26 protein-coding genes and 1 other RNA gene are annotated in these 23,339 nt (G+C 58.8%); 13 read left to right on the top strand and 14 right to left on the bottom strand.

What is annotated here, in order from left to right; translation table 11 throughout:
- Nucleotide 1: 1 nt before the first annotated feature.
- Complete coding sequence (locus ACHZCJ_RS06160; protein WP_159640771.1) at nt 2–565, bottom strand: helix-turn-helix domain-containing protein; 564 nt, start codon at nt 563–565, stop codon at nt 2–4.
- An 85-nt stretch (nt 566–650) separates the two neighbouring features.
- On the opposite strand from ACHZCJ_RS06160, the gene ACHZCJ_RS06155 reads away from it, so the two are divergent.
- The gene (locus tag ACHZCJ_RS06155; RefSeq protein ID WP_321324771.1) at nt 651–1,181 is read left to right on the top strand and encodes a DUF6456 domain-containing protein; all 531 of its coding nucleotides are present in this window, start codon (nt 651–653) and stop codon (nt 1,179–1,181) included.
- Here the strand turns inward: ACHZCJ_RS06155 and ACHZCJ_RS06150 are convergent, their stop codons facing one another.
- Nucleotides 1,182–2,996, bottom strand: a complete 1,815-nt coding sequence (locus ACHZCJ_RS06150; RefSeq protein WP_321324769.1) for an ABC-F family ATP-binding cassette domain-containing protein — start codon at nt 2,994–2,996, stop codon at nt 1,182–1,184.
- Between the two features lie 125 nt (nt 2,997–3,121).
- Between ACHZCJ_RS06150 and ACHZCJ_RS06145 the strand changes: the two genes are divergently transcribed.
- The 5 genes from ACHZCJ_RS06145 (at nt 3,122) to ACHZCJ_RS06125 (ending at nt 7,259) form a co-directional block, all read left to right on the top strand.
- Entirely contained in the window at nt 3,122–3,979 is an 858-nt protein-coding gene (locus ACHZCJ_RS06145; protein ID WP_321324767.1) for an aminotransferase class IV, read from the top strand.
- A gap of 16 nt (nt 3,980–3,995) precedes the next feature.
- Complete coding sequence (locus ACHZCJ_RS06140; protein WP_159640783.1) at nt 3,996–4,709, top strand: SIMPL domain-containing protein; 714 nt, start codon at nt 3,996–3,998, stop codon at nt 4,707–4,709.
- A gap of 65 nt (nt 4,710–4,774) precedes the next feature.
- Complete coding sequence (locus tag ACHZCJ_RS06135; RefSeq protein ID WP_159640788.1) at nt 4,775–5,080, top strand: hypothetical protein; 306 nt, start codon at nt 4,775–4,777, stop codon at nt 5,078–5,080.
- A gap of 98 nt (nt 5,081–5,178) precedes the next feature.
- Complete coding sequence (locus tag ACHZCJ_RS06130; protein WP_159640791.1) at nt 5,179–5,844, top strand: response regulator transcription factor; 666 nt, start codon at nt 5,179–5,181, stop codon at nt 5,842–5,844.
- A gap of 95 nt (nt 5,845–5,939) precedes the next feature.
- Complete coding sequence (locus ACHZCJ_RS06125) at nt 5,940–7,259, top strand: HAMP domain-containing sensor histidine kinase (RefSeq protein WP_159640794.1); 1,320 nt, start codon at nt 5,940–5,942, stop codon at nt 7,257–7,259.
- On the opposite strand, the gene ACHZCJ_RS06120 is transcribed toward ACHZCJ_RS06125, so the two are convergent.
- Nucleotides 7,256–7,537 (bottom strand): chorismate mutase, encoded by a 282-nt coding sequence (locus ACHZCJ_RS06120; protein WP_159640797.1) that lies wholly within the window; start codon nt 7,535–7,537, stop codon nt 7,256–7,258. The genes ACHZCJ_RS06125 and ACHZCJ_RS06120 overlap by 4 nt on opposite strands.
- A gap of 116 nt (nt 7,538–7,653) precedes the next feature.
- Between ACHZCJ_RS06120 and ACHZCJ_RS06115 the strand changes: the two genes are divergently transcribed.
- A complete protein-coding gene (locus tag ACHZCJ_RS06115; RefSeq protein ID WP_159640800.1) occupies nt 7,654–8,667 on the top strand; it encodes a polyprenyl synthetase family protein in 1,014 nt (337 codons plus the stop codon).
- Between the two features lie 24 nt (nt 8,668–8,691).
- Nucleotides 8,692–8,970: an ETC complex I subunit gene (locus ACHZCJ_RS06110; protein ID WP_159640803.1), complete on the top strand. Its 279-nt coding sequence runs from the start codon at nt 8,692–8,694 to the stop codon at nt 8,968–8,970.
- Between the two features lie 40 nt (nt 8,971–9,010).
- Here the strand turns inward: ACHZCJ_RS06110 and ACHZCJ_RS06105 are convergent, their stop codons facing one another.
- The 4 genes from ACHZCJ_RS06105 to ACHZCJ_RS06090 form a co-directional block, all read right to left on the bottom strand.
- Nucleotides 9,011–9,523 carry an NUDIX hydrolase gene (locus tag ACHZCJ_RS06105; RefSeq protein WP_321324764.1) on the bottom strand — a complete coding sequence of 171 codons (513 nt, stop codon included), beginning with the start codon at nt 9,521–9,523 and terminating at the stop codon, nt 9,011–9,013.
- Between the two features lie 81 nt (nt 9,524–9,604).
- Nucleotides 9,605–10,282, bottom strand: coding sequence for a TPM domain-containing protein (locus ACHZCJ_RS06100; RefSeq protein ID WP_159640806.1), 678 nt, complete (start codon nt 10,280–10,282; stop codon nt 9,605–9,607).
- Nucleotides 10,282–11,031, bottom strand: coding sequence for a TPM domain-containing protein (locus ACHZCJ_RS06095; RefSeq protein ID WP_321325014.1), 750 nt, complete (start codon nt 11,029–11,031; stop codon nt 10,282–10,284). Before ACHZCJ_RS06095 ends, ACHZCJ_RS06100 begins: the two co-directional genes overlap by 1 nt.
- Before the next feature lie 65 nt (nt 11,032–11,096).
- Complete coding sequence (locus ACHZCJ_RS06090) at nt 11,097–11,687, bottom strand: LemA family protein (protein ID WP_159647838.1); 591 nt, start codon at nt 11,685–11,687, stop codon at nt 11,097–11,099.
- 145 nt (nt 11,688–11,832) lie between these two features.
- On the opposite strand from ACHZCJ_RS06090, the gene mscL reads away from it, so the two are divergent.
- The 4 genes from mscL (at nt 11,833) to ssrA (ending at nt 13,665) form a co-directional block, all read left to right on the top strand.
- Entirely contained in the window at nt 11,833–12,258 is a 426-nt protein-coding gene (gene mscL, locus ACHZCJ_RS06085) for a large conductance mechanosensitive channel protein MscL (protein ID WP_159640809.1), read from the top strand.
- 272 nt (nt 12,259–12,530) lie between these two features.
- Complete coding sequence (locus ACHZCJ_RS06080) at nt 12,531–12,761, top strand: hypothetical protein (RefSeq protein WP_159640812.1); 231 nt, start codon at nt 12,531–12,533, stop codon at nt 12,759–12,761.
- Nucleotides 12,762–12,926: 165 nt separating this feature from the next.
- Entirely contained in the window at nt 12,927–13,193 is a 267-nt protein-coding gene (locus ACHZCJ_RS06075) for a hypothetical protein (RefSeq protein ID WP_159640815.1), read from the top strand.
- A gap of 81 nt (nt 13,194–13,274) precedes the next feature.
- Nucleotides 13,275–13,665: a transfer-messenger RNA gene (gene ssrA / locus ACHZCJ_RS06070) on the top strand.
- Between the two features lie 70 nt (nt 13,666–13,735).
- Here ssrA and ACHZCJ_RS06065 read toward each other — a convergent pair.
- The 4 genes from ACHZCJ_RS06065 to ACHZCJ_RS06050 all read right to left on the bottom strand — a co-directional run bounded on the left by ACHZCJ_RS06065 (nt 13,736) and on the right by ACHZCJ_RS06050 (nt 17,541).
- On the bottom strand, nt 13,736–13,966 hold the full coding sequence (locus tag ACHZCJ_RS06065; RefSeq protein ID WP_321324761.1) for a hypothetical protein: 231 nt from the start codon (nt 13,964–13,966) through the stop codon (nt 13,736–13,738).
- 100 nt (nt 13,967–14,066) lie between these two features.
- The gene (locus ACHZCJ_RS06060) at nt 14,067–15,329 is read right to left on the bottom strand and encodes an N-succinylarginine dihydrolase (protein ID WP_321324759.1); all 1,263 of its coding nucleotides are present in this window, start codon (nt 15,327–15,329) and stop codon (nt 14,067–14,069) included.
- Entirely contained in the window at nt 15,326–16,336 is a 1,011-nt protein-coding gene (locus ACHZCJ_RS06055) for an arginine N-succinyltransferase (protein WP_321324757.1), read from the bottom strand. Before ACHZCJ_RS06055 ends, ACHZCJ_RS06060 begins: the two co-directional genes overlap by 4 nt.
- The gene (locus ACHZCJ_RS06050) at nt 16,333–17,541 is read right to left on the bottom strand and encodes a hydrolase (protein WP_321324755.1); all 1,209 of its coding nucleotides are present in this window, start codon (nt 17,539–17,541) and stop codon (nt 16,333–16,335) included. The genes ACHZCJ_RS06055 and ACHZCJ_RS06050 overlap by 4 nt, the downstream gene beginning before the upstream one ends.
- Before the next feature lie 456 nt (nt 17,542–17,997).
- Here ACHZCJ_RS06050 and ACHZCJ_RS06045 point away from each other — a divergent pair, with 456 nt between their 5' ends.
- Nucleotides 17,998–20,103, top strand: a complete 2,106-nt coding sequence (locus tag ACHZCJ_RS06045; protein WP_321324753.1) for a malate synthase G — start codon at nt 17,998–18,000, stop codon at nt 20,101–20,103.
- Here ACHZCJ_RS06045 and rsmA read toward each other — a convergent pair.
- The 3 genes from rsmA to ACHZCJ_RS06030 are packed head-to-tail and all read right to left on the bottom strand — an operon-like array spanning nt 20,100 to nt 23,295.
- Nucleotides 20,100–20,927: a 16S rRNA (adenine(1518)-N(6)/adenine(1519)-N(6))-dimethyltransferase RsmA gene (gene rsmA, locus ACHZCJ_RS06040; protein WP_321324752.1), complete on the bottom strand. Its 828-nt coding sequence runs from the start codon at nt 20,925–20,927 to the stop codon at nt 20,100–20,102. The two genes, ACHZCJ_RS06045 and rsmA, sit on opposite strands and share 4 nt — an antisense overlap.
- Nucleotides 20,924–21,931 carry a 4-hydroxythreonine-4-phosphate dehydrogenase PdxA gene (gene pdxA / locus ACHZCJ_RS06035; protein ID WP_321324749.1) on the bottom strand — a complete coding sequence of 336 codons (1,008 nt, stop codon included), beginning with the start codon at nt 21,929–21,931 and terminating at the stop codon, nt 20,924–20,926. The genes rsmA and pdxA overlap by 4 nt, the downstream gene beginning before the upstream one ends.
- Nucleotides 21,931–23,295 carry a peptidylprolyl isomerase gene (locus tag ACHZCJ_RS06030; protein ID WP_159640839.1) on the bottom strand — a complete coding sequence of 455 codons (1,365 nt, stop codon included), beginning with the start codon at nt 23,293–23,295 and terminating at the stop codon, nt 21,931–21,933. The genes pdxA and ACHZCJ_RS06030 overlap by 1 nt, the downstream gene beginning before the upstream one ends.
- Nucleotides 23,296–23,339: the final 44 nt, after the last annotated feature.

Here is a 23,339-nt window from a genome sequence, read left to right as displayed (position 1 = left end):
CCTAAAGCTCTCTTACCAGCCGTACCGCGACGCCGATCCATTCCGGATCGCTGACAATCTGCTGACGCGCGCCGCTGCCGAGAGGCAGGATTTGCAACTTGTTGTCCTGGCGACCGATCAGACGGCCGAAGAGATAGCGCCCGGCGGGGCGAGGGACCAGCACATCGCGGTTGAGCGCACCGCCAAACTGGTCCGGGCTGCGTCGCGACAGCCAGACATCGTCGCCGGTGCGATAGTCGCCGACGCTGCTCTTGACCCGCAGCGCCACCATCGCCGGTTCGATCGCGGGCTGATAGATATGTTCGACCTTGCCCAGAGCGTGCGCGCCCTTGTGGTCCAGAACAGCAGCCACCGGCAGTTCCTCCTGATCGGGCAGGGACAGAAGCGTGGCGCTGTCGACGCCCAGCGCATCGGCTATCCGGTTCAGCCAGCCGAGCGACAGGGTCCGCGTGCCGGTCTCGAGCCGGCCGATGGTCTGCGCCGTGGTCGGCGGTTCACACCTGCCAGCAACATCGTCCAGCGTCAGTCCCTTGGCCTTGCGAACCTCTCTGATACGGCTGATCATATAAATCTCCAAACCTATATGGTTTTATCCTTTCCTACAATATTGCCAAAATGGCAAGAAGGTTGCAAGCCAAAGAGGAGATTATATGTCCGCTAGCAGAACCAGAAGAGACAAATCATTATCCGGTCCGCGTCTGCTTGCCGAACGGGCGCTGCCGCAGGATGGCGAGGAACGACAGGGACTCGAAGCGCCGCGCAGGCGGGTGCGAAGTGTCACGGTCAATCTCGCTGAATCGCCTCTGGGCTGGCTGCACGCGAGAGGCCATTTGTCCGACCGCCAGTTCGACGCGGGAGAAAAGCTGCGGGCCGACTGGGAACGCGCCAATTTGGCACCGAGCGTGACGATGCGCTGGGATGCCGCGCCGGTTGCCGGCGGCAAGCGTGGGGCACCGCAAATATTGAACGAGACCGAAGCCCAGCTCGCAGCCAGATTGCGCTTCGAAAAGGCCATGAACGATCTGGGAAGCGACCTGTCGGACATCGCCTGGCGGATCATCTGTGGCGGCGAGGGGGTGCCGGTGGCGGAGAAACGTCTCGGCTGGCCGGCGCGGTCCGGCAAACTGGTGCTGAGAATCGCGCTGGACCGGCTGGCAGGATATTATCGGTTGCCGGGGTGATCAGTTGCCCGCCAGACGCTCGACTTCTTCCGCCAGTTCCAGCCACCGCATTTCGGCCTCGTCTTTTTCCTCGATCAGGGCGCTATTCTCTTTGGTTAACGCCTCGAAACGCGGAAAATCCCGGGTGTAGAGGTCGGGATCGGCAAGCAGCTGTTCAATTTCTCCCATGCGTTTGTCTATCGCTTCGATTCGCGCTGGCAGAAGGTCATAGTCCCGCTGGTCCTTGTAGCTCAGCTTTTTGCTGGAACTCGCGTTTCTGGCGTTGTCGCTGCTGCTTTTCTGGACCGGTTTCGGCGCCGATTTCGGGGTCCGGGTTGGGGGTTTGCGCCGGGCTTCCCATTCGGCATAGCCGCCGGCGACAATGTCGACGGTTCCGCTGCCATCCAGGCCGAGTGTCACGGTCACCGTCCGATCGAGAAAATCGCGGTCATGGCTGACCAGCAGCACTGTGCCTTCATAATCGGCGATCACTTCCTGCAGGAGATCGAGCGTTTCGAGGTCGAGATCGTTGGTCGGTTCGTCGAGCACCAGCAGGTTGGACATTCGCGCAAATTCCCGCGCCAGCAGTAGCCGCGACTGTTCGCCGCCCGACAAGGTGCCGACTTTGGCGTCGATCAGTGACGGCGCAAAGAGAAATTCCTTGAGATAGCCCTGCACATGTTTCTTGTCGCCGCGCACATCTACCCAGTCGCTGCCGTCGGCGAGCACGTCGCGGACAGACTTGTTGCCTTCGAGGAGGCTGCGTTGCTGGTCAATGAACACGCCGTTGAGTGTCTTGGCGAGAGTGACGGTGCCGCTATCCGGCTCCAGTTCTCCGGTCAGCATCTTCAGCAATGTCGTCTTGCCCGCACCATTGGCGCCAACGATACCGATCCGGTCCCCGCGCTGGATGCGCAGAGAGAAGTCGCGGATGATCTGGCGTTTGTTTTCGCCGTCGCCAAAGGATTTCGAAATATGCTCTGCGGTGATGACCGATTTTGTCCGGCTGTCGTCATTCTGGATCTTGAGATTGGCGGTGCCCGCAGGGCCGATCATCGCGGCGCGCGCGGCACGCATTTCCCACAGTTTCTCAAGCCGTCCCTGATTGCGCTTGCGGCGTGCGGTCACGCCGCGTTCGAGCCAGCGCGCTTCGAGCTTCAGCTTGGCGTCGATCTTGCTGGCGGCCTGGGCTTCATCCGCGTGAATTTTCTCCATCCACGCATCATAGCCGCCGAATCCGACTTCCTGCCGCCGCAAGGCGCCGCGATCCAGCCAGATTGTCTGTTTGGTCAGACGGGTCAGAAAGGTCCTGTCGTGCGAAATCGTAATGAATGCGCCCTTGTATCGCCCCAGCCAGTCTTCCAGCCAGTCAATCGCGCCGAGATCGAGATGGTTGGTCGGCTCATCCAGCAGCAAGAGGTCGGGATCGGACGCCAGTGCGCGGCAGATCGCCGCGCGGCGTTTCTCGCCACCGCTGGCTTTCGCAGCCCCCTTGGAAAGATCGGTGCCCAGTTGATCCGCTATGGCCTCCACTTCGTGCAGGGCAGGGCCTTGCTCGCCCGATACGGCAAAATCGCGCAGGGTTTCGAACCGGGTAAAATCCGGTTCCTGTTCCAGATAGACGATATTGGTCCCGGGCTGGATCATTCGCTGGCCCTTGTCCGCTTCGATCTGGTCGGCGATCAGGCGCAATAGTGTGGTTTTGCCAGCGCCATTGCGGCCGATCAGGGCCAGCCGGTCACGCGGACCGACGTGGAGATCGAGATTTTCGAAAAGCCAGCCTTCGCCCTGATGGAGCGAGAGATTCTCATATGCAAAGATCGGGGGTTGAGCCATGGTTCCCGGGCGTTAGGGCCAAGCGGCCTCCGGCTCAAGCCTTCTCTTCAGGTCAAAGGCCATTGACCTGTCGCGCCATATCGGATTGTAGGGACGGATATGGCATTTTGGAGATCGGTAACAGCGTGAACACAGTCTATCTGAACGGCGAATATGTTTCCAGACCCTCTGCCAGAATTTCCGTATTTGACCGGGGGTTGCTGTTTTCCGATGCGGTATATGAGGTAATTTCGGTGATCGACGGCCGGTTGATCGACATGCAGCGCCATGTTGCCAGGCTGGAGCGATCCCTGGGCGAACTTTCGATCAACGCTTTTGCCGATTGGTCGACAATAGCGCAGAATCTGGTGGCGGAAAATGATTTGCAGGAAGGCATGGTCTATCTGCAAGTGTCGCGTGGAGTGATGGAAGAGCGGGACTATCGCTGGCCTGCTCCCGATACCGCCCCGACAATATTTGCCTTTGCCCAGTCTCGCGCATTGATCGCCAATCCGTTGGCCGGTCGCGGTATGAAGATCATCACACGACCCGATCTGCGTTGGCAAAGATGCGACATCAAGACCACCCAGCTGCTCTATGCATCGCTGATGAAAATGGAGGCCATGGCAGCTGGTGTCGACGATGTCTGGATGGCGCGCGATGATATGATCACCGAAGGCACATCGCAAAATGCCCATATCATCACTCGGGACGGCACTCTGGTCTCGCACCAGCTTGACCGGCGCATTTTACCCGGCGTCACCCGAATTGAAATGCTCGAACAGGCAAAGGCGATGGAACTAACGATCGAAGAGCGCGCTTTTTCCATAGACGAAGCGAAGCGGGCGGCGGAAGCCTTTGTGACGTCTTCTACCCTGCTGGTCATGCCGGTCGTGGAGATTGATGGCCACAAGATCGGAAACGGACAGCCGGGGGCAAGAACGGAAATAATCCGGCAGAACTATTTAACCGCCGTTCAGAGTGCTTCGTCTACAGCGAACTGAATCAATGGAGAAGATTATGAAATTCCCAGTTATACTGGCCGGTGCGGCCCTGGCTCTGAGCCCGATCAATATCGCGCAAGCCGCAAATGTAGAAATTGTCGCGCAAAACCCCGTGATCGAGCTGAGTGTATCGGAGCAGGTCGATAGCGCGCCGGACACAGCCACTTTCAGCACGGGTGTCGAGACGCGGGCAAAAACCGCAACCGAAGCGTTGCGCCAGAATTCGGTGCAGGCCCGGGCGGTCATGGACCGGCTCAAATCGCTCGGGATCGCCGAGAAGGATATCCAGACCAGCGGCATCAACCTGCGGGCGGATTATGACTATGATCAGGAAAGCCGGCAGAACCGCTTCGTCGGTTATGTGGTGTCCAATCAGGTCTCGGCGACCGTGAACGAGATATCAAAGCTTGGCGAAATTCTCGATGCGATTGTCAGCAGCGGCGCAACCAATCTGAACGGCCCGTCATTCTCGATCAGCGATGACAGCAAGCTGAAGGATGTTGCGCGCGAGCGGGCGCTGGCCAACGCCAAGGCGCGCGCCATGAGCTATGCCCGGGCCGAGGGATATAGCGGCGTCCGGGTGCTTTCGATCAGCGAGGGCATGTCCCGTCAGTCCGAAGCGCCAATGATGCGGATGGAAGCATCGGCATCCCCCTCAGCGCCTCCGGTAGCGCCGGGACAGGTCGGAACCGTCGTTTCGCTCAATATTACCTATGAAATGACGCGATAATCACTGCATGTTCGCTGAAATCTTATTCACGTGATGTTAAAACCACCGGGGCTAGGAGGGTATTGATGTTGAAATTAACAGCCTTTTTCCCCCTCCTGGTGCTCGGTGTGTCCGTTGTCGCACCGCAGGCTTCGGCTGCGGACCGTCGCGGTGAGCAGAATGAGGCGAGGGCCCAGATGATGGCGGGCAAGGTGAAATCGATCCGTTCGATCGAGAACCGGATTCTGCCGCGCATGAGGGACAGCGAATATATCGGCCCCGAATTCGATCCCGGTGCGCAGGTCTACCGGCTGAAGTTCATTCGCGATGGCCGGGTAATATTTGTCGATGTCGATGGCCGCACCGGCTCGATCCTGCGCCAGTCCCGCTGATTCACTGCACTTGTCGCGATTTTCTAATAGCATTGTGCCTGTGGGGGATGGTGATATAGGCTGTTCCAGAAAATCAGGCTTTATTTCGGAGGACAAGCATGCGCGTCTTGATCGTTGAAGACGAACCTACGCTGGGTCAGCAGCTCAAATCGACACTGGAGGCCAATGGCTATGCGATCGACCTGTCGACCGACGGTGAAGATGGCCATTTCATGGGCTCGACCGAAGATTATGACGCGGTCATCCTGGATCTCGGCCTGCCCGAAATCGACGGCCTGACCGTGCTCGATCGCTGGCGCAAGGAAGAGCGCAATTTTCCGGTGCTGGTGCTGACCGCCCGGGACAGCTGGTCCGACAAGGTTGCCGGGCTCGACGCCGGTGCCGATGACTATCTGGCCAAGCCGTTCCAGACCGAAGAACTGATTGCCCGGTTGCGCGCGCTCATCCGCCGTGCCTCGGGCAATGCCTCGTCGGAGCTGACCGCCGGCAATGTGCGTCTAGATACAAGATCGGGCAAGGTCACGCTCGACGGCAGTCCGGTCAAGCTCACCGCCCAGGAATATAAGCTTCTGTCCTATCTGATGCACCACAAGGGCAAAGTCGTGTCGCGGACCGAATTGATCGAGCATATTTACGATCAGGATTTCGACCGCGATTCCAACACGATCGAAGTCTTTGTCACTCGCATCCGCAAGAAATTGGGGGCCGATGTCATTTCCACCATCCGGGGACTTGGCTATAGTCTAGAGGATCCCGAAGCCTGAATGAACCGGCCCAGATAGATCGTCCGCTCGAAGAAAAGGCACCGGCAACCCAATCTCGGCTAGGCACGCAGACCACCGGATCGCTCAGTCGCCGGATGATCGGTATTGCTGCGGCGTGGATCATGATCCTGCTGTTCGGTGGCGGCTTTGCGCTGGACCGGGTGCTCAACGATGCGGTTACCCGCAATTTCGACAATCAGCTGGAATATGTGCTGACCGCGATGATCGCGTCGGCGGAAATCGGTCCGGATGGCGAGGTGTTCCTGAACCGGCCGCTTGGCGACCAGCGCTTTCTCGAGCCAAACAGCGGTCTCTACTGGCAAATCAGCGGCAAGGGGCATGACGATTTCCCCTCACGATCGCTGTGGGACCGGACGCTGGTCTCCAACATCACCCATGACGACCGTGAAATCCATATTTACGACAGCAACCAGTTTGAGGACGAACCGCTGCGGGTGCTCGAGCGTACGATCATTCTGCCCGATAGCGACACCAGATGGCTGTTTCAGGTGGCGCAAAGCCGCGACGGTCTCGATGCCCAGATCGCCACGATCCGTTCGATATTGATCAACAGTTTCCTGATACTCGCGCTTGGTCTGATCGGCATGGCGGCGCTGCAAACGCTTTACGGTCTCTGGCCATTGCGCAAGATCCGCAGCGCCATCGCCGCGATGCGGACCGGCCAGCAGCGCCGGGTGGTCGAACCGATGCCGATCGAGGTCACGCCGATGGTTGACGAACTCAATGCCTTGCTCGACCATAATGAGAAGCAGGCAGAGGAAGCGCGCCGCCATGCGGGCAATCTCGCCCATGCGCTGAAAACCCCGCTTACCGTCATCATGAACAGCGCCACCGCCAAGGCCGACGATCTCGCCGATACGGTGATTCGCGAGGCCGGCGTGATGCGACGGCAGGTTGACCATCATCTCGCCCGCGCCCGGGCCGTCGGCCGGCGCGGCAACGCGCACAGCCGGGCGAGAGTGTGGCAAAGCCTGCAGGCGGTCGAACGGGCGGTCGGCCGGCTTTATCCGCATGTCCGGATCGATATTGACGGCGACAAGGATGCGGTCGCTTCGGTCGAGCGCCAGGATCTCGATGAAATGATCGGCAATCTGGTTGAAAATGCCGCTAAATATGGCGGCGGCAGCGTCTTCATCACGGTCGAAAGCGACGGCGACTTTGTGGAACTGCTGATCGAGGATGACGGTCGCGGCATTCCCGAAGCAGAGCGCCAGCGGATATTCGACCGCGGCGTCCGGCTCGACAGCGGCAAGCCGGGCACCGGTCTGGGGCTTGCCATTGTCCGTGACGTCGCGGAAATCTACGAAGGCTCGGTATCGCTGGAAGAAAGCGAGGATCTGGGCGGTCTGCTGGTGCGGCTCAGACTGCCGAAGAGCGAGATTGTCGAGTCCTAAGCCTCGCTGCGGATTCGCTCGTGGTGCCGAATCACTTCGTCGATGATGAAACGCAGGAATTTTTCCGAAAATTCCGGATCGAGATTGGCGTCGATGGCGAGCTGGCGGAGCCGGGCGATCTGTTCCTTTTCGCGGGCGCCATCGGCAGGCGGCAGGCTGTTTTTCGCTTTATATTCACCGACGGCCTGGGTCACCTTGAACCGTTCGGCCAGCATGAACACCAGCGCCGCGTCGATATTGTTGATGCTTTCGCGATATTGCTTAAGCTTTTCGTCCATTTTACGCTGCCCCAATTGCACCTGTTTCGATTTCGGCATCTCATGCACGAGGTGCAACCGAATATGGCCTGATTTCACTTGCCTTATCCCTAGTGAATTGCCACATCCGGTGCAACATGTCAGCAACGGTCCATCATATCGGGCGGGATAACGCGCCTTCACTAGAACCCATCATGTCTCTGGTCGCCAGCGACATGAACCAAGTCAACAGCGTGATTCTGGACCGGATGCAGTCGGAAATTCCGCTTATTCCCGAACTGGCGGGGCATCTGATCGCCGGTGGCGGCAAGCGGATGCGGCCGATGCTGACGCTGGCCGCGGCGAAGCTGATCGGCTATCCTGGAGACCGCCATTTCAAGCTCGCGGCAGCGGTCGAGTTCATTCACACGGCGACCCTGTTGCATGATGATGTGGTCGACGGCTCCGATATGCGGCGCGGAAAAACCGCCGCCAATCTCATTTTCGGTAATCCGGCGACCGTTCTGGTCGGTGACTTCCTGTTCAGCCGCTCGTTCGAGCTGATGGTCGAGGACGGCTCGCTCAAAGTGCTGAAGATATTGTCCAATGCTTCTGCTGTCATCGCCGAAGGCGAAGTCAACCAGTTGACCGCGCAGCGCAAGATCGAAACCAATGAAGACCGCTATCTCGATATCATTGGCGCCAAGACAGCTGCCCTGTTCGCAGCGGCCAGCCGGATTTCCGCCGTGGTCGCGGAATGCGACGACGAAGTCGAACTGGCGCTGGACAGCTATGGCCGCAATCTGGGCATAGCCTTTCAGCTGGTCGATGACGCGATCGACTATTCATCCGATCGCGAAACCATGGGCAAGGATGCCGGCGACGATTTCCGCGAAGGCAAGGTGACGCTGCCGGTCATACTGGCCTATGCCCGCGGCAATGACGAAGAGCGCAAATTCTGGAAAGACGCGATCATCGGGCATAAATCGTCCGATGACGATCTCGCCCGGGCGACTGCGTTGATCCACGCAACCGGAGCCATGGACGACACGATGTCGCGGGCCCGCCACTATGGTCAGCGGGCAATTGACGCACTCGGTATATTCGCTGCGGGCAAAGCGAAGGAGGCGATGACCGAAGCGGTTGAATTTGCCATTTCGCGCGCTTATTGAACCGGTTCAACACAGGAACAGAATATGGCCGCACGAATTTATCAAACGCCCAGAAATGCGATGCAGTCGGGCAGGGCACTGACCGACAAATGGGTATTGGAATTCGAACCGGCAGAAGCCCGAAAACCCGACCCCCTGACCGGCTGGGCCGGATCCGGCGATACCCAGCGGCAGGTAAAGCTGACCTTTGACAGCTGCGATGCGGCAAAGGCCTATGCCGAAAAATATGGTATTGCCTATGCGGTCATTCCAACACCGCACAAAACCCTGAAGATCCAGGCTTACGCGGATAATTTTCGCTAATATTCTGGCCCCGCCGACGGCTACCGGTGCAGGCGGCTGTTCAGGCCAGCTTTAGAAACATCATCAGCCTGACGTCGATGCCGGCGCCCTCTTGTCGCTTCCTGTCGATGAAATCACTCAACGCGTGCAATGCGACACGATGAACGGTGATATCCTCTCCATCCACGCCACCGCCTACGCCGGTCCTGGTCAATCCTTCGGCTCTGAACAGCGAGAAGCTTTCGGAAACCATGCCGGGAGATGAATAAAATTCGCCAAGATCCGTCATCACTTCCGCGCGATATCCGGTTTCTTCCTCCAGTTCGCGGATCGCCGCGATAGCGCTGTTTTCCTCGGCATTATCATCATGATCGCCGACCAGTCCGGCGGGCAGTTCGATACAGTTTTTGCCCAGCGGTACGCGAAATTGCTCGACCAGCAGCACATGGCCATCGTCGACGGCGAGAATGACCGCGGCCTTGATGCCGCGGCTGCGGGAGACATATTCCCATTTGCCCTCGCGCTTGGCCGTGATGAAACGGCCTTCCCACATGATCTCGATATTGTCGGACATATTGATCCTGTGCCTGTTGTGCGTCTGGACATGTGCCTGCCGCAAAAACGGCCGGTCGGCAAGCTCAGGGCGAAGGGAAAGTCAAAGTTCAATCAGCCGGTCGGGCAATTCGTTGGGATTCTGGTCGGATTTGGGAAAATGTTCGGCCAGGACGATGCCCATCTGGCGGACCGCTTCGGCCATGCCTTCGCCCGGCGTGCCCGCGCGTACCAGGTCGATCATGCCGACCATTGCGTTGCCCCAGACGTCCGGTTCCACCTTGGCGACAATAGCCTCATCAGCCACGATTTCCGCGCGATGTTCACGCATCGACAGATAGAGCAGGATGCCGGTCCGTCCGACCGTACGATGATCCGTGGACACACGGAACAGGGATATCGCCCGCTTGCGCACCCGTGATTTCTTGATCGGTGGCGGAATGAGCAGGAAAAGCAGAGGCTTCCAGATCAGGATCAGCCGCGTACCGAAAAATTTCAGCGCCGCAAAGATGAACAGCGCCCAATAGGGCAGGGCGGTGATACCGCTCCAGCCGCCGGCCAGCCAGTCGACGATGCCCAGATAGATTTCCGGAAACAGGCTGATCACCAGCAGGGCGGTCAGCGCCACCAGACCGGATATCGCCCAGGCAACGTCTCCATAATGATCGGACTCGCCGGTGACGATGGTGACGATTTCGCCATCGGTCGATTTCTCCGCCTGCGAGACTGCGGACGTGACGATCTTGTGATCGTCCGGGGTGAACTGATTGACTTTGGCCATCACCATCCTCCCGAAGCGCCGCCGCCGCCAAAGCTGCCGCCGCCTCCGCTAAAGCCGCCGCCTCCGCCGAAGCCGGAACCGCCGCTGCCGCCACCCCAGCCGCCTCCGCCGCCCCAGATAACGACCGGGCCGGCACCACGCCGGTAGCGTTTGCCGCCACGGTTCGAAAACATCGGGATGATGACGAAGAAAATCAGGACGAATATCCAGAAAATGATCAGGCCAATATTCTCGCCATCGCCTTTGCTGGCTTGCTGACTGGCCTGCTGCACGACCGCGAGCGCTTCTTCCTCCGGCAGCACCAGTTGGTTCGAAATACGGTCGACGCCGGCAATGATGCCGCCGGCCATATCGCCATTACGGAACTGGGGAAGGATATCATTCTGGATGATGATGCTCGACAGGGCGTCGGTCATGATGCCTTCAAGGCCATAGCCGACTTCGACGCGCACCTTGCGCTCATTGGGCGCGACCAGCAGGATCAGGCCGTTATCCTTTTCCGCTTCGCCTTCTCCATCCTGTCCGATACCCCATGTCCGGCCAAGCTGATAGCCATAGTCGGCGATATCATAGCCTTCGAGACTGTTGACCGTCGCAACAACCAGCTGGCGATTGGACTGGCTTTCCAGCGCCGCAAGTTTCGCTGTGAGCTCGGCTTCCTGCGCAGGATTGAGCAGATCCGCCTGATCGACAACGCGGCCGGTGAGTTCGGGAAAGCTCTGGGAAAAAGCCGGGCTGGTTACCGCCATGAAGGCGATAACCAAGCCGAAGATGATAGTCTTTAGCGGCGAAAGGGGCCGAAGAGCTGTCACTCTTAAAAGCTGACTTCAGGCGCTTCGTCCGCGCCTTCTGTCGTGGCAGCAAAGGGCTCCATCGGTTCGGCACCATGGATGATTTTTGCACCGATGATATCGGGGAAGGTGCGGATCGTCGTATTATATTCGCGGACCGCTTCATTATAATCGCGCCGCGCTACGTTGATGCGGTTTTCCGTGCCTTCGAGCTGGCTTTGCAGGGCAAGGAAATTCTGGTTGGATTTGAGCTCGGGATAGGCTTCCACCGTTGCCATCAAACGTCCAAGCCCTTGCGAGAGGGCACCCTGTGCGGCGGCAAATTCCTGAACCTTCGCGGCATCGCCGAGATCATCGGCGCTGAGCTGAATCGAGGTTGCTTTAGCCCGGGCTTCCACCACGGCGGTCAGCGTGTCCTGTTCCTGCGTAGCAAAGCCTTTGACGGTCTCAACGAGATTGGGGATAAGATCGGCGCGGCGCTGATAGGTGCTTTCAACATCAGCCCATTTGGCTTTGGCATTTTCTTCCGCTGTCGGCACGCTGTTGATTCCACAGGCGCTCAGCGACAGGGCCACGGCCGGCACCACCAGAATTTTGATCAACTTGTTCAGCATTTTTTTGAAACCCTCCATCCACACGGCGAAACGCCGCACCACGTTGTAAAAATAGGTATCAATGGTCGCCTTTGCAACGACTTCCCTCGACAATTTTGGATTTTTCATACATTTACACGGCTTTAGAAACGGGAAGGGAATTTTTATGTTAAACGAGTTCAAGGCATTTATTCTGAAGGGCAATGTGCTCGATCTGGCGGTCGCTGTCATCATTGGCGCCGCCTTTGCAACGATTACCACGTCATTGACCGAAGATGTGATCATGCCGGTTGTCAGCGCCCTGTTCGGGATGCCTGATTTCTCGGGAATGTTCATCCTGCTCGGCTCGCCGCCTGCCGATTATAGCGGTGCGATGACCGACTATGCAGCGCTGAAGGAAGCCGGCGTACCGATGCTCGGCTGGGGCCAGTTCCTGACCGTGGTGATCAACTTTGTCATATTGGCGTTCATCATCTTCATGATTGTCCGCTACGCCAACAAGGTGATGAAGAAGGCCGAAGAAGAAGCGGCAGATCCGGGTCCGAGCGAAATTGACCTGCTGAAGGAAATCCGGGACAGCCTGAAGAAGTAACGCTCGCGATTGGCGATATCGTCCCTTTTGCAGCTTGGTTTGTGCGATGCACAACAGGCATGGCAAAAGGGACGATTTTTATGTCTGTAGCCGGAAAACGGCCGGTTGAAATCATTCGAAATGCCGCAAATTTGTAATAATAGTCGTTATATTACAATGTTATAATGGGCATCTGCATTTTTTGAGATACATTCGGAATTTTCAATCCTATAGGCTCGCTCGGCTGGATTGATTCTCAGCCAATTTGAACGACGATATGGGGACTAATTATTATGCGTAAATTCGCTGTTTTGGCTGCATCCGCAGCTGTATTCGCTTTGTCTGCTTGCAATGCTCCAGCTGAAGATGCTGTTGTCACCGACGAAGTTGCTACCGAAGAAGTAGCACCTGCTGAAGATGCCATGGCTGCTGAAGAAGTTGCTCCGGTCGCTGAAGAAGCAACCGCTGAAGCTGCTCCTGCAGACGAAGCTGCTGCACCAGCTGAAGAAGCTGTTGCCGAGTAAGCTCGCAACAACCGAAATTCCCTCTGGGGAACTAGAGAAGGGTCAACCGGGCAACCGGTTGGCCCTTTTTTTATATTTTTTTGAAACGCGGGAACCAATTGATGGTCGACGGGTTGATGGGACCGAGGAGCCTTTTTCGCTCCTTCCAATTGACGAGGGATTAATATGCGTAAATTGATGATTTTGACCGCTTCTACTGCAGCTCTGGCACTCAGCGCCTGTGCACAGGAAGACACTAGCGGTGCGGAAACCGAAACCGAAGTGCAGGCTCAGGAAGCCGAAATGGAAGCAGACCGTCTCGACGAAGCTGCTGACAATGCGATGACCGAGTCGGCTGAAGAATCGCTGGAAAACAAGGCGGACGCGATGGAAGACAAGGCTGATGTGCTGGAAGACAAGGCTGATGCCGAAGAAGGCGTTCTCGCCCAGTAATTCGCCCAGCCATTACGAATTCCCCTTGGGGAACTAGAGGAGGGTCAACCGGGAGGCCGGTTGGCCCTTTTTCTTGTCTGTGCACTGTTCATTCAGAATTATATCCCTATATAGGAAGCGTCCGTTTCGACGGACTATGGTGATAAATTGTGATGTGTAATAGACACTACGGACCCGGGGGCAGTACCCGGCGGCTCCACCATTTCAGGCGATTTGCAGCGATGCGAAGCGCTTTTGCTGATGGGGCCGAACCAGGATCGACGGGTGTTCAAAGGCGTTATTTTTACCCGGCCTGAGTATGCCGTGATTGCTCAAAACCTATAAGTGCAAACGATAACGAAGCACTCGCTATTGCTGCCTAACCCATTGACCTCACGGTCATAAGTTAGAAAGCTACGCGCGGTTGAACCCACCGGGCAACAGAAGGGAATTCAGCGGTTTGGAAGGCACCGGGCAACAGAAGCCTTCCACTTCATTCGCAAAGATGGAAGCATAGCCTCAGTCCAGTGGCGCCGCGAAAACGGCTCTGCTGCGCGGCGCATTCAATATTCGGAGCTGTAGATCCGGTTGAGGTCGATGGCCTCGATCATCTTGGCCCCGGCCATGAACACCGCTCCGGTCACCGCCAGAAACAGCAACTTGCCGCCCCATCCGGGATATTCAACCAGATAATGCTGGCCGCGCTGGACCGCACCGGTCGCAAGCGCATAGATGATCAGGAAAGCCTCGAACTTGGTCTTGATAATGAACAGCCGTCTGAATTTTTTCCACATGACGATTGTATAGCAAACATTGTGCCAAGCCCAGAAAACCGGCGCTTTCTATTGTGAAATATGGTAAACTGTAAGTTAACCCGACAGTCGCGCGGTAAGATCAGTCTTCGAGTTCGGCCCGACGGCAAGCGTCGAGTAGGCGGCTTCTGGCCTGCCTGATCTTTTCGGTCAGCGCCGGATCTCGCAATTGATCGGGATCGATCGCTTCCGGCCAATATTCGCTCACCACCCGCGCGATCATATCCAGCTTCTCCGGCGTTGCCATGAAGCGCGGATCGACCGTAGCCGGATCCGCAACCACCCGGAGCCGCAGACAGGCGGGGCCGCCGCCATTGGCCATCGACTGCCGGACATCGACCGGGCAGAGCCGGCGGATCGGGCCATTGCCCGCCACCAGGTTGGTCAGATAGGTCCAGACGGCCGCATTTTCGCGCGCCTCGCTCGGCAGGATCAGCGCCATGCCGCCGCCGTCCGGCAGGCTCACCAGCTGGGCGTTGAACAGATAGGATGTTATCGCGTCGGCCAGACTGACCCGGTCGGCCGGTACGATGATGATCTCCGCCTCCGGCAGCTTGGCCCGGATCGCCTCATAAAGCGCATCGGGCTGTTCGAACGCCTGTTCGTGGGTGAACAGCACCCGCTCGTTGGCCACCGCGACGACGTCATTATGGAAGGCCCCCGCAGCGATAGCCATTTCCGCCTGCTGCGCGAAAATCACGCGCTGCGCGTCCAGTCCGTGCTTGCGCGCCACCGCCTTGCTCGCCTCGATATGCTGGCGGGCGGGGAAGGGGCCGCCGCTCTTGCCATAGACAAATATCTCGAGGCCCGGCGCGTCATGCCCGGAACAGAGCCGCATATGGTTGGCCGCGCCCTCGTCGCCGAATGGCGAGGGAACGGGCGCGTGCACCGCGAAATGCTCAGGATCGGCAAAGGCCAGCTGCAATTGCGCCAACGTGCCCGGCCATTCATGGCAGCGGTGCGGCATCGTCTGCAGATTGGCGACGGTGAGATGGCATTTGCCGTCGGGCGCATCCGGTGCGGGGGACACGGTCGCGGCATTGGCCGCCCACATCGAGGAGGCGGAGAAAGCCGCCGCCCGCAAATGCGGCTCTGCGTCCGCAATCGTCGTCCCGAGTGACTCCAGCCAGCCGCTGTTCGGCCGGCCCAGCGGCATGAAAAAGCCCTGCGCCAGCCCCAGCTCCAGATTGTGCCGCATCTTGGCGATACCCTGCAGCGCCGCTTCACGGGGATAGGCGGTCGCGCCGGCATTGGTCGAAGAGGCGATGTTGCCGAGGCTCAGCCCGGCATAATTGTGACTCGGCCCGATAATCCCGTCGAAATTGATTTCTACGAGCCTGCTCATCGCGGAATATACCGGATTTCATCGCCGACCGAGAGGCCGATATTGGCGGCGGCCTGCTCGTCGATCATCACGCCGTCGTCAGTCTCGCCCAGCATCGCATAGGTCGCCTGAAAATCGCTGAGCTTGCCGTGCGAAATGATCGCTTTCGTCTCGCCTTCGCCGAGCGCGCTGATTTTTGCCGATTTTGCTTTGCGAACGCTGGTGACATCATCGGTCCGGGCGATCATTGTCGGGCCACCGTCAAAAATATCGACATAGCCGTCATAGGAGAAATTCTCGTTCTCCAGCATCCGCATGGCTGCCCGGCCATTGGGATGGGGCACGCCGATCGCGGCGCGCGCGGAATCGCTCAGCATGGCGGTATAGATCGGATGTTTGGGCATCAGGTCGGCAATGAACTGGTTGCCGTGGATGGCGTTGAAATAATCCGCTTCCTGAAAACTCATGCCAAAGAAGCGGCCGGCCAGGCCGTCCCAGAAGGGCGAGCCGCCCGCCTCGTCGATGATCCCGCGCAGTTCGGCAAAAATCTTGTCACCGAAGCGCGCGCGATGTTCCTTGATGAACAGATAGCGGCTGCGGGCCAGCAACATGCCGAGACCGCCGGCGCGCTCGCCGGGATGGAGGAACAGACCGCCGACTTCGCTCGCGCCTTCCAGATCGGTGACCAGGCTCAGCATCTGGGCGCTGAACGTCCGGTCCAGCTCCTTGCTGGTCTGCGACAGGGTGCTCAGGCGATAGGAATAGAAGGGCCAGGTCTGCCCGACCTTGGTGAACAGCTGCGAGGTGCCGCGCACCGCGCCGGTTTCGACATTTTCCAGCACCATGACAAACAGGTCATCACCTTGTTCATTGCTGTCATTCTGATAGGCGCGTTCGGATCGTTCCAGTTTCTGGGTCAGCGAATCCCGGTCGGCCGGCAGGTTGGTAAAGCCGCCGCCGGTCAGTTTCGCCATTTCGTAGAGATGCTGCAGATCATCGACCCGCGCCGCGCGTATCCGGAAACTCATAATCCTCCTTTTTCGGCGATCCGCATGATCGTCAGCGCCGATAATTGTGTCCGTTCGACCAGACTGTCCGTGATCAGATATTCGTCGGCGCTGTGGATCGCCCCGCCGCGCACGCCCATCGTATCCACCACCGGGATACCGCAGGCTGCGATATTATTGCCGTCGCAAACCCCGCCGGTGCCGCGCCAGCGGATATCCAGACCCAACTCTGCGCCGCATTGCTTCACAAGGCCGAACAGCCTTTCCGCCTGCGGGTCAATCGGCTTGGGCGGGCGGCCAAAGCCGCCGTGGCAATGAACGCCGACATCATGCAGTTTCGCGATATCTGAGACCATCTGGTCGAGAGCCTTTTGCGCTACAGCCTGATCTTCCAGCGTCTTCGGCCGGAAGTTGACGCGCAATATGGCATGGTCGGGAACCGAATTATTCGGTCCGCCACCGTCGATCTTCGCCGGATTGACGCTCAACCCCTCGCGGTGCAGCGCTTTCAGCCGCACCGCCATGTCCGCTGCCGCGACCAGTGCGTTGCGGCCCTCGTCGGGATTGCGTCCGGCATGCGCGCTCTTGCCGGTGAAGATGATAGAAAAATTGCCGCTGCCGCCGCGTTCTCCGGCCAGCGTACCGTCGGGCAGGGCGGGTTCGTAGGTGAGGGCGGCGGTCTTGCCCTTGGCCAGTCGCCTGATCAGCGCTGCCGAAGATCCGGAACCCACTTCCTCGTCGCTGTTGATCATCACGTCATAGCCGATCCGGCTGGCATATTCGCTTTGCTCGAGCAATTGCAGCGCGCCGAGCATGACGGAAAGACCGCCCTTCATGTCGGCGAGGCCCGGGCCGTTCAAAATGCCGCTTTCCAGCTCGACGATCTGCTGGAACGGGTGATCCGCCGCAAAAACCGTGTCCATATGGCCGGTCAGCAGCAGACGCACCGGCGCTTCGGGTCGCACCGAAGTGACCAGATGCCGGCCGCGCCTTATCTGGTCGACCGTGCCGTCCGCGCGCACCGCCTCGACCGGTTCGGGATCGATCAGGCTGGTCTCTCCCGGCAACACAGAAAATGCGTCCGCGAGCATGGCTGCGACGGTCGCCAGGCCATCGAGATTGGTGGTGCCGCTATTGACCTTCGCCCATTCGAGCGTGCGCGGCAAAAGCGGCAGGTCGTTGGCCTTTTCCAATATTGTCATCTCGGAGGAGGAATCTGCTTTCATTTGAAACCGATAGCATTTGTCGTGAGTCCATGCCAGTCGCTCTGTCACGGGGAAAAACGCTGTCCTACAGTGCGGGGCACCGTTATGGTTGCAATCCGAAGTCCGCAGAGGCCTTGCCGTGCCGTTTCAAAAGGATTTTCCCATGTTTAATCTCGCCCGTTCGTCCTTTTCCTCCTTTGTCACAAATTCCGTCAATGGCAAAAAATGGACGGAAATTCAGTTGGTTTGCAATGGCCTCTAATGAGCAATCGCAGGAAAAGGAAAAATTTTCATAACAGTGTAAAGTTTGTCAAGTTCATCTCCGGCATTATCCTTTTTCGCAGCTCCGATGGGCCATCCCATTTACAGGGCGAAAAAGAGCCGTCATAGACGGCAGCGAGTCCTCCCCGGAACAATTTGAACGCCCCTGGTGTAGTTTCTATGCTGCGGGAAAATGCATGTGAACGAGGAATTATCATGTCCGAATATATCAGCCAGAACAATATCCAGATCGCGCAGGAACTGCTCGATTTTATCAACGATCGCGCGCTGCCGGGAACCGGGGTGGACGGGGCTAAATTCTGGGCCGGATTTGCCGATCTCCTCGGAAAATTCGCGCCGCGCAGTGCGGAGCTTCTGGCGAAGCGCGAGACGCTGCAGGCGCAGATCGATGCTTGGCATATCGACCACAAGGGCCAGCCGATTGATCAGATTGAATATCAGAACTTTCTGAAGGACATCGGCTATCTGGTTGAAGAACCGGCGGCTTTTTCCATCACGACGGAAAATGTCGATCCCGAAATCGCGACCATGGCCGGACCGCAACTGGTGGTACCTTCGCTCAACGATCGCTTCGTTCTGAATGCCGCCAACGCGCGCTGGGGCAGCCTTTATGACGCTTTCTACGGCACTGACGCGCTCGACGCGCCACCGGCCAAGCCCGGCGGCTATGATCCGGAGCGCGGCGCTGCGGTTATCAAGGCGGCAAAAGCCTTTCTCGATGAAGCTTTCCCTCTGTCGAGCGGATCATGGACCGATTATGCCGGTGGCGAGCCTGCCTTGGCCGATCCGTCGCAGCTGGTTGGCCGTAACGGCCAGTCGCTGCTGCTCAAGCATAACGGGCTGCACGCCGAAATCGTCATCGATCCGGCGCACCCGATCGGCAAGGATGACCCGGCCCATATCGCCGATGTTCTCATGGAAGCGGCGCTGACCACGATCATCGACATGGAAGATTCGGTCGCGGCTGTCGACGCAGAGGACAAGGTTCTGGCCTATACAAACTGGCTCGGCCTGATGCGCGGCGATCTCGATGCGTCCTTCGAAAAGGGCGGCAAGACGGTCGAGCGCAAGGCCAATCCGGATCGCGACTATGTCGATCCCGAGGGCAAGGCTTTCACCCTGCCGGGTCGCAGCCTGATGTTTGTCCGCAATGTCGGGCATCTGATGAGCAACCCCGCGGTCCTGCTGGCCGACGGATCGGAAGCGCCGGAAGGTCTGCTCGACGGCGTGTTCACCAGCCTGATCGCGATGCACGATCTCAAGGGACTGGGCGAACTGCGCAACAGCCGCGCCGGATCCATCTATATCGTGAAGCCGAAGATGCACGGACCGGAAGAATGCGCCTTCACCAACGATCTCTTTGATGCGGTCGAAGATCTGCTCGGCCTCGACCGTCACACGATCAAGGTCGGCGTGATGGACGAAGAACGCCGGACATCCGCCAATCTCGCCGCCTGCATCCATGCGGTGAAGGACCGGGTCGTGTTCATCAACACCGGATTCCTCGACCGGACCGGCGACGAAATCCACACCTCGATGCAGGCGGGCGCGATGCTGGCCAAGGGCGATATCAAGACAAGCGACTGGATCACCGCCTATGAACAGCGAAACGTCGCCATCGGCCTGGCTTGCGGCATGTCCGGCAAGGCGCAGATCGGCAAGGGCATGTGGGCCGCGCCCGACATGATGGCCGACATGATGGAACAGAAAATCGGCCATCCGATGACCGGCGCCAACACCGCCTGGGTGCCCAGCCCGACGGCGGCGACGCTGCACGCGATCCACTATCACCGGGTCAATGTTTTCGACCGGCAGAAAGAAGTGGCGGCTGACGGCATTGCGCCGCTCGACAAGTTGCTGACCATTCCGTTGGCCGACGGCCACAACTGGTCGGATGCAGAAATCGAGCATGAGCTGGACAATAATGCGCAGGGCATTTTGGGCTATGTGGTCCGCTGGATCGATCAGGGCATCGGCTGCTCCAAGGTTCCCGACATCAATGATGTCGGGTTGATGGAAGACCGCGCGACGCTGCGGATTTCCTCACAGCATATGGCCAACTGGATGCTGCACGGCGTCTGTTCGCCCGAGCAGGTCGATGCCGCGCTGCTGCGCATGGCGGCCAAGGTCGACGGGCAGAATGCGGGCGATCCTCTGTACCGGCCGATGGCGCCCAATCCGGACGACAGTCTGGCGTTCCAGGCGGCGCGCGATCTGGTGTTCAAGGGTGTCGAGCAGCCGAGCGGCTATACCGAACCGCTGCTGCACTCCTATCGGCGGAAGCTGAAAGCGGCGGGCTAGGAGAGCCGCCGGGCGAGTTCGACGAACTCGGAGACGGCAAGGGTCTCGGGGCGGCGCTGGCTGTCGATCCCGGCCTGTTCGAGCGCTTCGAGGCCGCCGGGCAGTTTCTTCAGGCTTTGCCGCAGCATCTTGCGCCGCTGGCTGAAGGCGGTCTGCGTCAGGACTTCCAGCTTGGCGAAGTCGACGCCTTCGGGCTGCGCCGCGGGCGTGATATGGACGACCGCCGACATGACCTTGGGCGGCGGCGTGAAGGCCGAGCGGTGGACGGTCATGGCGAGCTTGGCCGTGCTGCGCCACTGGGCGAGGATCGACAGGCGGCCATAGGCGCTTGAGCCGGGTTCTGCGACGATTCGGTCGGCGACCTCGCGCTGGAACATCAGGGTCAGCGACTGCCATTGCGGTGGCCATTGCGGCGCGGAGAGCCATTTCACGAGCAGCGCCGAACCGACATTATAAGGCAGATTGGACAGGATATGGAACGGACCCTCGAACAGGCTGCCATGGTCCAGCGCGAGCGCATCGTCGTTGATCAGCGTCAGCTTGTCCGGGAAATGACCGGACAGTTCGGACAGGGCGGGCAGGCAGCGTTCGTCCCGTTCCACCGCGGTCACCTGGGCACCGGCTTGCAAGAGGGCGCGGGTCAGGCCGCCGGGACCGGGGCCGACTTCAAAGACGGACTGGCCGTCCAGACTGCCCGGGACCGCAGCGATCCGGTCGAGAAGCTGCATGTCGAACAGGAAATTCTGGCCCAGCGCTTTGCTCGCGGTCAGGCCGTGCTTCCTGATCACCTCCCGCAGCGGGGGCAGGGCAGCAGGCTGGTTCAATGGTCGTGCATCTGTCGGTTGGCAACCGCGGTTGCGGCCATCTGGATCGCCGCGATCATCGAACGCGGGTCGGCAATATCCTGGCCGGCGATGTTAAAGGCTGTGCCATGGTCAGGCGAGGTGCGGACAATCGGAAGGCCGAGCGTGATATTGACGCCGTCGAAAAAATGCAGGGTCTTCAGCGGTATCAGGGCCTGGTCATGATAGGGGCACAGAGCGACATCATATTGCTGGCGCGCTTCCTCGTGGAACATCGTGTCGGCCGGCATAGGATCGCTGATATCCATGCCGTCGTTGCGCAGCGTATCGATTGCCGGTTGCATGATCCGTTGTTCTTCGTCGCCGAGATTGCCGTTTTCGCCAGCGTGCGGATTGAGTCCTGCCACCGCGAGGCGGGGTTTTTCGATGCCGAAATTGCGGATCAGCGCTTTCTCGGCCGCCCGGGCGCGGGCGATGATCAGCGGGCCCGTCAACTGCTCCGGCACGTCTTTCAGGGCGATATGGGTCGTCATTGGAATCACCCGCAAGCTGGGGCCAGCCAGCATCATCACGGCATTCTCTCTTGCGATGCCGCAACGCTCCGAGACAAATTCGGTCTGGCCGGGATAGCGGAAGCCCACCTCGTACAACTGCGTCTTGGATACAGGAGCGGTGATGACCGCGCCGGCATCGCCCGAGCGCGCCAGTCCGCAGGCAATCTCGAGCGCGTGCAGCGAACATTGCGCGCTGTCCAAAGTCGCCTTGCCCGGAATGGCGGCGGCGGCGTCATGGATATGAAACACCGGCAAGGCTTCTCCGAATGTGCCAATTGTTTCCGACGGTTGTTCAATTTTCCGGACCGGAATGCCGGCAAGTTTCTCAAAGTCGGCGATATTTCCGATTGCAAAAAACGGCTTGAGACCCGCTTCCGATCGCCGTTGCCAGCTCTTCCCGATAATTTCGGGACCGACGCCAGCCGGATCTCCGCAGGAAACGGCGAAAGGCTTGGCGTTCCACTCTGCCATTAATTATATTCGATAATGGCGTCGCGTCGCAAGTCGCGCAGATAAATCTGCGCGCGTTTGTTGACCCGGTCATTTTCCAGTCGGGACATGATTGCATCAAAGGATGGTGCAGCCGCGCTCTGCGGGTCATCGCGTCCGCAGAGGATGAGCACACGGACACCGTCTTCGACCGAGCCGAATGGCTGGCTTGCTTGACCGATTTGCAGCTGTCCGATGGTGCCCTGCAAGGCAGCCGGAAGATCGCGGAGCCTTACCTGGTCATTATCGACCACGCTGGCGCCGAGCTTGGCAGCCACTTCGTTGGCCGCGCCGCAGCCCTTGATCGCCTGCGTCTCCGAAGCAAATTTTGCGGCTCGCGCAGACGCCTGTTCTTCGGTAATGCCCGGCGGGAATTCGATCGCCAGCTGTTTGAGGCTGAGCAGCGCGTTGCGCGGGTCCGCGGTTAGTACTTGCCGCGAATCAATCAGGTAAAGGATGGAGAAGCCGCCCGGGACTTCGATCGGACCGACAACCTGTCCCACCTGCATCTGCTCTGCTGCCTGGGCAAGGGTCGGTGGCAATTGCGCCGGCCTCACCCAGCCCAGATCGCCGCCTGTTGCAGCGGTTGAAGCTTCCGAGAACTGGCGTGCATAGGCAACGAAGGAACCCCCGGCGCGGATCTGTTCCAGAATCTTGAGCATATTGCCAGCGACCTGCTCGGCGGTTTCCTGATTTGCCGACATGTAGATTTCACCGATGCGAAACTCGCTGGTGCCTTTTGAAGCATTCAGCCGTTCGATAATGGCGTTGACCTCTTCATCGCCGACATTGATGAACGGCTGGATATTGCGCCGTAGCAGACGGCTCCAGGCCAGCTCGCCCTTGATCTGGCGTTTCAATGTGTCCGAAGACGAACCCTGCGAGCGCAGATACTGGTCGAATGCACCGAGATCCTGTTTGAAATTCTGCTGTGCAACCTGGCGGAACGTGGCTTCCACTTCCTCGGGCGCGATGACGATTTCATTGGCTTCTGCTTCCTGGATCTGCAGCGTTTCATCGATCAGATTACGCAATACCTGGAGCCGCAGCCGCTGTTTTTCTTCTTCCGCAACTTCGCCGCCATTGGCTGCAACGATCAGGGCGAGACGATGGCCAACATCGGTACCGGTGATGATGTCTCCGTTGACGATCGCGGTAGCGCGGCGAACATTCGGATCATTATTGCCGAATATTGTCAGTTCGTCCGGAATATCCAGTCCGCTCTGTGGTAGCGATGTATCTGCGACCGTCTGGCTGACGGATGGAGACGCTCCTGCGACGACAAGCGCTGCGGTCAGGATAGCCTTGGTCTTCAAGCCCTGGATTTTCATGCTCAATACATTCATCTTTTGTTTCTTCTCAACTACACAGAGTAAATTTTACGAAGCAA

This window comes from uncultured Parasphingorhabdus sp., from assembly GCF_963677535.2.
GTDB lineage: Bacteria > Pseudomonadota > Alphaproteobacteria > Sphingomonadales > Sphingomonadaceae > Parasphingorhabdus.
The sequence above is the reverse complement of the archived record's forward strand: the minus strand, read 5'-3'. Positions and strand labels throughout refer to the sequence as shown.